Source organism: Peribacillus sp. SIMBA_075, assembly GCF_046534585.1.
In genome coordinates this window covers 134,881-143,210 of record NZ_JAWRYN010000011.1, presented here as the reverse complement: position 1 = coordinate 143,210, position 8,330 = coordinate 134,881, and the positions used below count along the sequence as shown (strand labels likewise).

At 38.3% G+C, this 8,330-nt stretch carries 8 protein-coding genes and 2 pseudogenes; 6 read left to right on the top strand and 4 right to left on the bottom strand.

From position 1 onward, the window contains the following. The 3 genes and pseudogenes from SB775_RS11370 to SB775_RS11360 form a co-directional block, all read left to right on the top strand. On the top strand, nucleotides 1-392 hold a 392-nt coding region (locus SB775_RS11370; RefSeq protein WP_410861656.1), incomplete at its 5' end, for a DMT family transporter. 39 nt (nucleotides 393-431) lie between these two features. Next, nucleotides 432-746 carry a DMT family transporter gene (locus tag SB775_RS11365; protein WP_410861655.1) on the top strand — a complete coding sequence of 105 codons (315 nt, stop codon included), beginning with the start codon at nucleotides 432-434 and terminating at the stop codon, nucleotides 744-746. 74 nt (nucleotides 747-820) lie between these two features. Further along, nucleotides 821-1,354 (top strand): annotated as a pseudogene (locus SB775_RS11360) (D-serine ammonia-lyase); the annotation flags it as partial. On the opposite strand, the pseudogene SB775_RS11355 reads toward SB775_RS11360, so the two are convergent. The 3 genes and pseudogenes from SB775_RS11355 to SB775_RS11345 form a co-directional block, all read right to left on the bottom strand. Continuing rightward, nucleotides 1,355-1,685: pseudogene (locus tag SB775_RS11355) on the bottom strand (transposase); the annotation flags it as partial. A gap of 380 nt (nucleotides 1,686-2,065) precedes the next feature. Beyond that, nucleotides 2,066-2,611 carry a chromate transporter gene (locus SB775_RS11350; RefSeq protein WP_410861654.1) on the bottom strand — a complete coding sequence of 182 codons (546 nt, stop codon included), beginning with the start codon at nucleotides 2,609-2,611 and terminating at the stop codon, nucleotides 2,066-2,068. Between the two features lie 71 nt (nucleotides 2,612-2,682). Next, nucleotides 2,683-3,312, bottom strand: coding sequence for a chromate transporter (locus SB775_RS11345; protein WP_250211789.1), 630 nt, complete (start codon nucleotides 3,310-3,312; stop codon nucleotides 2,683-2,685). A 241-nt stretch (nucleotides 3,313-3,553) separates the two neighbouring features. Between SB775_RS11345 and SB775_RS11340 the strand changes: the two genes are divergently transcribed. The 3 genes from SB775_RS11340 (at nucleotide 3,554) to SB775_RS11330 (ending at nucleotide 7,383) form a co-directional block, all read left to right on the top strand. Continuing rightward, nucleotides 3,554-4,432 carry a LysR family transcriptional regulator gene (locus SB775_RS11340; protein ID WP_410861653.1) on the top strand — a complete coding sequence of 293 codons (879 nt, stop codon included), beginning with the start codon at nucleotides 3,554-3,556 and terminating at the stop codon, nucleotides 4,430-4,432. Between the two features lie 1,080 nt (nucleotides 4,433-5,512). Beyond that, a complete protein-coding gene (locus SB775_RS11335) occupies nucleotides 5,513-6,946 on the top strand; it encodes an alanine/glycine:cation symporter family protein (RefSeq protein ID WP_089363098.1) in 1,434 nt (477 codons plus the stop codon). Nucleotides 6,947-7,161: 215 nt separating this feature from the next. Beyond that, entirely contained in the window at nucleotides 7,162-7,383 is a 222-nt protein-coding gene (locus SB775_RS11330) for a YozQ family protein (protein ID WP_089363097.1), read from the top strand. 93 nt (nucleotides 7,384-7,476) lie between these two features. On the opposite strand, the gene SB775_RS11325 is transcribed toward SB775_RS11330, so the two are convergent. Next, complete coding sequence (locus SB775_RS11325) at nucleotides 7,477-8,322, bottom strand: energy-coupling factor ABC transporter ATP-binding protein (RefSeq protein WP_089363096.1); 846 nt, start codon at nucleotides 8,320-8,322, stop codon at nucleotides 7,477-7,479. Nucleotides 8,323-8,330 lie beyond the last annotated feature (8 nt).

Below are 8,330 nucleotides of genomic sequence, written 5' to 3'. Positions count from 1 at the left end.
CGATATATGGAGAACTTCGTGGTTCAAAAATAAGTGTCAATGCCGAAGGAGCGAGCGATAAAATGGCATGGATATATATCATAATGGCAGGACTTTTGGAAATCGTCTGGGTGATCGGTCTTAAATATTCTCACGGATTCACCAAAATTATACCTAGTATAGTAACGGTAGTTATTATAATCTATAGTTTCTTTTTACTTTCAAAAGCTTTACATTCCATTCCCTTAGGAACTGGTTACGCCGTTTTTACTGGATTGGGAACGGTGGGAACAGTAGTAATTGGGATGCTTTTTTTGGGAGAGACCATTAATCCACTAAAAGTATTTTTTATGGCTTTAATGATATTGGGTATAATTGGAATAAAAACCGATCCAGCACAACCTAAGCATTAAAGGAATTATATGATTTATACATGGTTAGGGGATGATTCAATGGCTTGGTTTTTTCTTCTTATTGCCGGATTTGCCGAGATTGGTAGTGTTATAAGCCTGAAACGTGCAGACGGGTTTAAAAAATTGCTTCCCTCTGTAGCGTGTCTTTTTTTGGGGAGTTTAAGCTTTTATTTTCTTTCTTTGTCATTAACTTCTATTCCAGTGGGGACTGCCTATGCAATATGGACCAGTATCGGCTCTGTTGGAAGTGTTTTAGCAGGAATGATCTTCTTTAATGAACCTAAAAGTTTAAGATTAACCCTATTTATAATGTGTATTATTGCAGGGGCTGTAGGTATTAAAATGACTTCTTGACATTAAGGTCAGGGTTTTAAATGGCAATAAGTAGATAAAGAAAAAAGGTACGATACCTATGGAAGAGAAGAGTGATGAAAACAATTCAAGATTGGATAAAAGAATATCCTTTAATAAACGAGTTAGTTGCTACAAAGGATGTATTTTGGCCAAATCCTAAATATGAACCATTTCAAAAGGTACTTAAAAAGCGGCCACATAATGAGAAAAATGTAAAAGATGCCGAGTAAAGGCTACAGCGTTTTGCTCTTTACATTGCTAAAGTTTTTCCTGAAACAAGAAAACTAAACGGAATCATTGAATCTCCTATTGTACCCATCCCGGCGATGCATCAACAGCTATCACACATGTATGAGCATCCATTAGAAGGGACATTTTTGTTGAAATGTGACAGCCACCTTCCCATTTCAGGTTCCATTAAAGCACGCGGGGGCATTTACGACGTGTTGAAACACGCAGAAGTATTAGCTCTTAAACATGGTTTATTGACGTAGATGATGATTATTCGATCTTTGATAGTGAAAAATTTAGAAACTTCTTTTTTCCATATGTCTGCTGATGCAAGGATATGGAAAAAAGATCTTCTTAAAAGCAAAGGAGTAACGGTTACACATTGCTGATATCGAGTATTTATGCTGATTATTCTTAATCACATTTACTTTGTCCTAGTATCAGCGCGGCTTGCTTTAACATGTCATTTTCCATTTCGAGTTGCTTATTTCGCTTTCGGAGTTCCATGAGTTCCTTTTGTTCATCGGTTAGATTGTCTTTTTCCTTAAAAGAACCCGAGTTCTGACACTGACCCACCCACTTATCTAAAGAAGAAGGAGTCAGATCATACTCACGAATAATCTCTTTTCTTGACTTACCATTTTGGTACAGCTGCACAATCTGTTGTTTGAACGCTTCGGTAAATGTTCGGCGTTCTCTTTTGGCCATGTAGATTCTCCTCAAATGTAGTATCTGTAGTCTACTTGACCTTAAAAATTCTGTCCGTGTAGCCTATTCAATCAATATTTATAAAGTAACAAAGTCGCTCCTCATCTGAACTATAAATTCGAATTCTCCTGCTTGATATTTCTTTAATTTATGGAACCAACTTTTGCCCATATTGATGAACGGCGGAAAATCCACGTTCCTCCTTCATTTCCACAAAATCACGAAACTCAGGTTGTACCATCGCACCATTTTAAAAAATATGTCTGTTTGATAATGTTTCACTTGAACAAATATTTCGTTTCCATACCAATCAGTCATATTTTCAGTATGTCCAAGATTTAGAGATTACATGGAAGTGTGTTGAACGGAAAAATGAGTCGTTATGAATAGAAGACAACACCAACTAATCCAGAAAGAATAAGGACATAAGCTGGATGCCATCGTAATTTCAATAAGGCAAATAATGATAATCCAAAAACAAGTAATAAGCTTATCGTATGCCATGAAAAGTTCATAGCTATCATATGATTGGAAATGGCAAAACTTATCGCTGCAAAAAGGATTAAACTAGTGACAATGGGTCTTAGTCCATAAAACATCGATTGAATAATTGGATAATGATTCAATTTGCTGAAGAAGGTGGCTATAACGATTATGACTATAATTGCAGGAAGCAGGATTCCGAGAGCAGATGATATGGCTCCTGCTAATCCAGCAGTCGAATAGCCAACGAGAATGGCACTATTGGTGGTGATAGGACCTGGGGACATGCCGGAAATGGCAATTACATCGGTAAATTGTTGCGTCGTCATCCAACCATGCTGTGAGACTTCCGATCCTATTACGGGAATCATGGCGTATCCCCCTCCAAACGATACAAATCCGATAATAAAGAAGGTACTAAACAATTCCCATAATTCCGTCATCCTTTATCCCACGCTTTCTTGAAAATTAGTTTAAACCGATAACAGGGAAACATCACCCACCTTTCATGGACCTATATGCCTGCACCCATGAAATATTCGAAATCATTCTCTTCTTCTTTCCTTTCTTTTCGGTCCATGTTGATTTTGTAACCTAATTTCCTCTTAATAGAGATGGTCACAACACCTGCTATCGCGCCTGCTAATATAGCTAAAACAGGGTGAATGAAAAAAAGGATTGGGATCCCCACTATTAATATACCTAATGTTGATTTGTCAACAATAGCCGTTTTTCCTATCTTGATAGCCGCATAGGCGATGATGGCAACTATGGAAGCTCTAATCGATATGAATGCGGATTCTATCTTTGGATTATCCTGAATGAAAAAATACAAAATGCCGAGGAGCAGTACAATTAAAAAGGTAGGAAGTGTAACACCGATCATAGCTGCCATTGCGCCCTTCATTCCGGCAATTCGATGGCCGATAAAGGTGGCGGAGTTAACGGCGACAGCTCCCGGTACAGACTGAGATAATGCAAAAACATCCGTAACTTCTTCGCTTTTCAGCCATTTTCTCTTCTCCACTACTTCTTTTTCGATTAAAGGGATCATCGCAAACCCGCCTCCGAATGTGACAGGTGCTATTTTAAAAAAGGTCCAAAATAATTGGAGCAGTGTTTTCCATTGTCCTTTCATCGTCATCAGTCCCTTCCTATGCTGCTCTATATAAATCTTATTATTAACATATCAAAGAAAAAGGAATGGGTAAATTGCAACAAAATCATCGGGTATAACAAAACGTTATACCCAGAAGATTTATCCGTTTTATAGAATTGAATAGAATCACCTGTTCAGGGAAAATAGCGTTGTTTTTCCATTTCACCATTTACCTATATGATGCTATCATTTTATTAAACTATTTATAGACATGGAGGTCGGCGTCTTGAAATTAGAAAATCTAAAAGTGTTTTGTTTAGTGGTGGATGAAGGAAGCATAAGCCAGGCAGCGAGGTTAAGTTTCTTATCTCAACCGGCGGTAACAAGACAGATTCACCAATTGGAAAATTTTTATAACACTTTGTTATTTGACCGTGAGGAAGGGAGGCTAAGGGTGACAGAAGCAGGAAAGTTGTTATACCCTTTTGCAAAAGCTATGGTGAATGACTTCAACCATTCAAAAGAAGTGATTCAGCAATCAGTGGGCGAGTACAATTTAAACCTCATAGTAGGTGCATCCCTGACTATCGGCGAGTATTTATTGCCAAGCTTGCTGGGGAGATTTAAAAAACAGCAGCCTGAAATAAAAGTGACATTAACGATAAAAAATACCCCTCGAGTTTTGGAGGATTTATCAAACGATGTCATTGATTTGGCCTTGGTGGAAGGACTCGTGGAAAACACCGATTTTATTGTAGAAAAATTCGCAGATGACGAATTGATATTGGTTTGTCCACCCGACCACACATGGAGAGACAGAAAAGAAATCCAGGTAGAGGAATTGGGAAATGAAAGGATGATCTGGCGTGAATCCATTTCAGGGACACGACTTATCGTAGAAAACATGTTAAGGGAGCATGGGATTTTAGAAAATATAGAAAACTACATGGAGATTGGAAGTACACAAGCGATAAAAAGTGCAGTCGAAGCTGGACTTGGAATCAGTATTCTGCCAAGATTGTCATTGGCCAGGGAATTGGATCAAGGTTTTTTGCGGGAAGTCGGTATTTCCGGTATAAATATAACAAGAGATTTATGGCTAGTCAGAAAAAACAAGCGTTTTAATAAAATAGGTGTGTCTAATTTTGTGAATTTTCTTCAATAGATAACTGAAGGATCAGTCATTTTACGGTCGCATGCGTTCCTATTCACATGATGTGCAGCGTTTTTTAGGTTCTTGGTTAGTCAATCAGGATTAATGACGAGCCTTAGCATATCGTTTATGAATAAAGCGGAAGTGATTGGAACTGTTATCACTGCTGTTCATATCAGTCAGAAGGAGCAAACATATAAATTGGTTTTGTGAATTCTATCCTATTTGCAGCTGGCTTACTTCTAATTTAAGGAATCTTGTTCTTAATCTTCGTTAAACCAGTTAAAGGGGTTCTCAGGTGGACTATTAGTGCAATAGTAAAAAAACTTCTCCAATATAAAATTTTTAGAGGTATTATTTTTAAATAAAAGCTTTTCTCATTCGAGAAGGGCATTATTTGTATTTGGATATTCAGCGTCCGCATCCTTTTAAGAAATGAATACAAAATTGGGCATTACATATTTTTCCCTATGAAAATCAAAGTTGATGTTCAAATTATACTGCAAACTAATTCCCTAATTTGATAATCATTCGTTAAATCCCTTGTCTTGACATAATCCCTACAAAGAGAATTATACCTAGATTGTTTACGATTACACTTTTTTTGAATTTCATACATTGAAGCCTCTTCTGCGATGTAGATGATAACTAAATTTCAGCACGGAATTTTTCTTATATTGGGAGTGGTTTAAGAAAAATGATATGAATCCGATGTTTGCAAAAAGCCTTGCACGTTAGCCTTGAACAGAAGGTAAGAGGCTTTTTGGTGCTATATTAAAGTTTTTTGGATGATTTGGACGAAAAAGGGATTCTGCTGACGTCTGGAATGAACTAAAATAAAGTGGGGGAAGAAAGATTAATATCATAAGGAAGAATACTGAAATATTATATTTTTCTTTTGATTCCACCAATTCATGAATGAAAAAAAATGTGAGTTAGGATATAATATAATTATTGTATTGGAGATTCATTCGGGAATTTCCTTTTTTTTATGGGCTTTATTAGTTTATCTCCCTGAAGAACAGGGAAATAAATTATAGCTGTATATGTTTTTGTAATAATAATTAAAGTGAAGTAGAGGGGATTGTTTTAATGGGGATGTTAGAAAAATTTATTAGTGAGACAAATGATGTGTTATGGTCATCCATTTTGATCATCATGTTGATTGGATTGGGCCTTTATTTTTCCGTACGTACGAAGTTTGTCCAATTCAGGATGGTTGGGGAAATGTTCAGACTTTTGGGGGAAGGAGCCACGGCGGAAAAAAAGGGTGTGACATCCTTTCAGGCATTTTGCATAAGCACGGCTTCCAGGGTAGGAACTGGTAACCTTGCAGGTGTTGCCATCGCAATCACGATGGGCGGCCCAGGAGCCGTTTTCTGGATGTGGTTAATAGCATTGATTGGGTCTGCTTCAGCTTTCATTGAAAGTACACTTGCTCAAATCTATAAGGTCAAGGATGGGGATGCATTCCGCGGAGGACCTGCGTATTATATGGAAAAAGCTTTGAACGCCCGATGGATGGGTATCACGTTCGCTGTATTGATTTCGCTTACATTTGGACTTGCTTTCAACTCGGTTCAAGCCAATACGATTTCAAGTGCATTCAATGAATCGTTTGGAATCGAAAAGTGGGTTACGGGTCTCATTCTGGCTGTTGTCACAGCTGTCATCATTTTTGGCGGTATCAAAATGATTGCAAAGGTATCTGAAGTCATCGTCCCGATTATGGCAGGAGCCTATGTGATAGTGGCGTTGATTATCATCATCATGAATATTACCGAGTTACCGGGTGTTTTTGTTCTGATTTTTGAAAGTGCATTTAATGGAATAAAAGAAGTGGCTGGCGGTGTACTGGGAGCTGCCATGATGCAGGGAATCAAGCGTGGCCTATTTTCAAATGAAGCTGGGATGGGTAGTGCACCTAATGCTGGAGCGACGGCAGATGTAAGTCATCCCGTCAAACAAGGACTCATTCAGTCACTGGGTGTTTTTGTCGATACGCTCATCATTTGCAGTTCGACTGCCTTCATCATTTTGTTCTCAGGTCTTTATACATCGAAAGAAACGGATGGAATCGTCCTTACCCAAAATGCACTTGGGACGGCATTGGGGTCTTGGGCTGGTATTTTCCTTGCCATTATCGTCCTGTTATTCGCCTTCAGTTCCATTGTCGGCAACTATTATTATGGAGAGTCGAACATCGGCTTCATCAATGAAAATAAGGCTTGGTTAAACATCTATCGTATCGCAGTAGTAGGGATGGTGATATTCGGTTCGCTTGCCTCACTGAAATTTGTTTGGGGGCTAGCTGACTTGCTGATGGCACTCATGGCCATTATCAACCTGATCGCCATAGCATTACTTGGGAAGATCGCTTTTGCTGCACTGGCGGATTATCAAAAGCAAAAGAAAAGTGGAAAAAATCCTGTTTTCCATGTGAACAATATTAAAGGTTTGAAGAATGTGGAATGTTGGGGAGACCCATCCGATGATGTGGATGTGAATGTGTATAAGGAGAGCTAAGCTCTAATAAAAGCTTACAGGTAGAGCCCTTGAGAAGGGATTTTACTTGTAAGCTTTTTTTGTATGATCAAGTGATTGAAAATAAGGAAAGTCAGGCTTTTTCCTCTTTTTTCTATCATGATTGAATATTGTTTTGTTTTTTACACAAAATACCTTTGTCTTTAGTACTGCTGTCAATCGATGGTTGGACAATTTGAAAACTAGGAGTGAAAACTATGGATAGCAAGCAATCAAAAAATGAATCTTCAGAAATTGCTGGAAGAATATATGATGTCAGTGATTATAAACGGGAAGATGCTGTATCTTCGGGATTGGCTACAACCCACGAACAAGTCTCGGATACTTATGCGGAAGGCGAGATAAAAGCAGTCATTGATGATGTAAATGGAAAGGATATTGAGATTAAAAAAGAAGGATCCGAGGAAGAAGGCAAATGAAGTGATTTTATTTTTTAGGAACAAGAATTATCGACTGAAATTTTAGAAAATATTGATTTAAACCCCTAGCTTTTTAAGCTAGGGGATATCTAATTAATAAATTCTTTCTCTCTCCATTTTTCGAAGTAACTCTTCCTTCGTTCTTGGGACAAGGTCCTTTTCTGCGGGTATCCTTGATTGAAGAAGGGCTTGAAACATTTCAAAAACCCACGGCTTTTCCAGATGTGCTCTCATTAGAATGTCTTCATCAAGAAAAACGGATACAGGGTCCCCTTGGTATATGACCTTCCCATCGTTCATGACAACGACTTCATCAGCCCATTGATAGGCCAAATTAACATCATGGGTTGATAGAATTATCGTTTTGTCAGGATGGTGAATACTGTCCAGCAGAGACATGATCTGTCGGGAGAAATAAGGATCCAATCCAGCGGTAGGCTCGTCCAAGAGCCAGACATCGGGTTCCATGGCTAGTACGCCTGCAATGGCGACACGTTTTTTTTGCCCTAAGCTCAAAAAATGGGTGGGTCTGTCCTTTAATTCCGTTACTTCCGTTTGAGCCATCGCCCATTGTACTTTCTCGCGGACTACGTTTCTTTCCCATCCTAAATTCATCGGTCCAAACGAAATATCCTGTTGCACATTAGCGGAAAAAAGCTGAGAATCAGGATCTTGAAAAACGATCCCGACTTGTTTTCTTAATGATAATAATGCTTTACGGTCATATTTAATTTTCTTGCCCTTATATCTGATGGTTCCTGATGTTGGTTGTAAAAGACCGTTTAAATGGAGGAACAGAGTCGATTTGCCGGCTCCATTATTGCCTAATAATGCAATCTTTTTACCTTGTTGAACCGTTAGTGAAAGATCTTTTATAGCGAACGTTCCATCTGGGAATTGATGGGTGAGGCCCTCTATATTAAAAATATGCTCTTCCATTTTTGAAT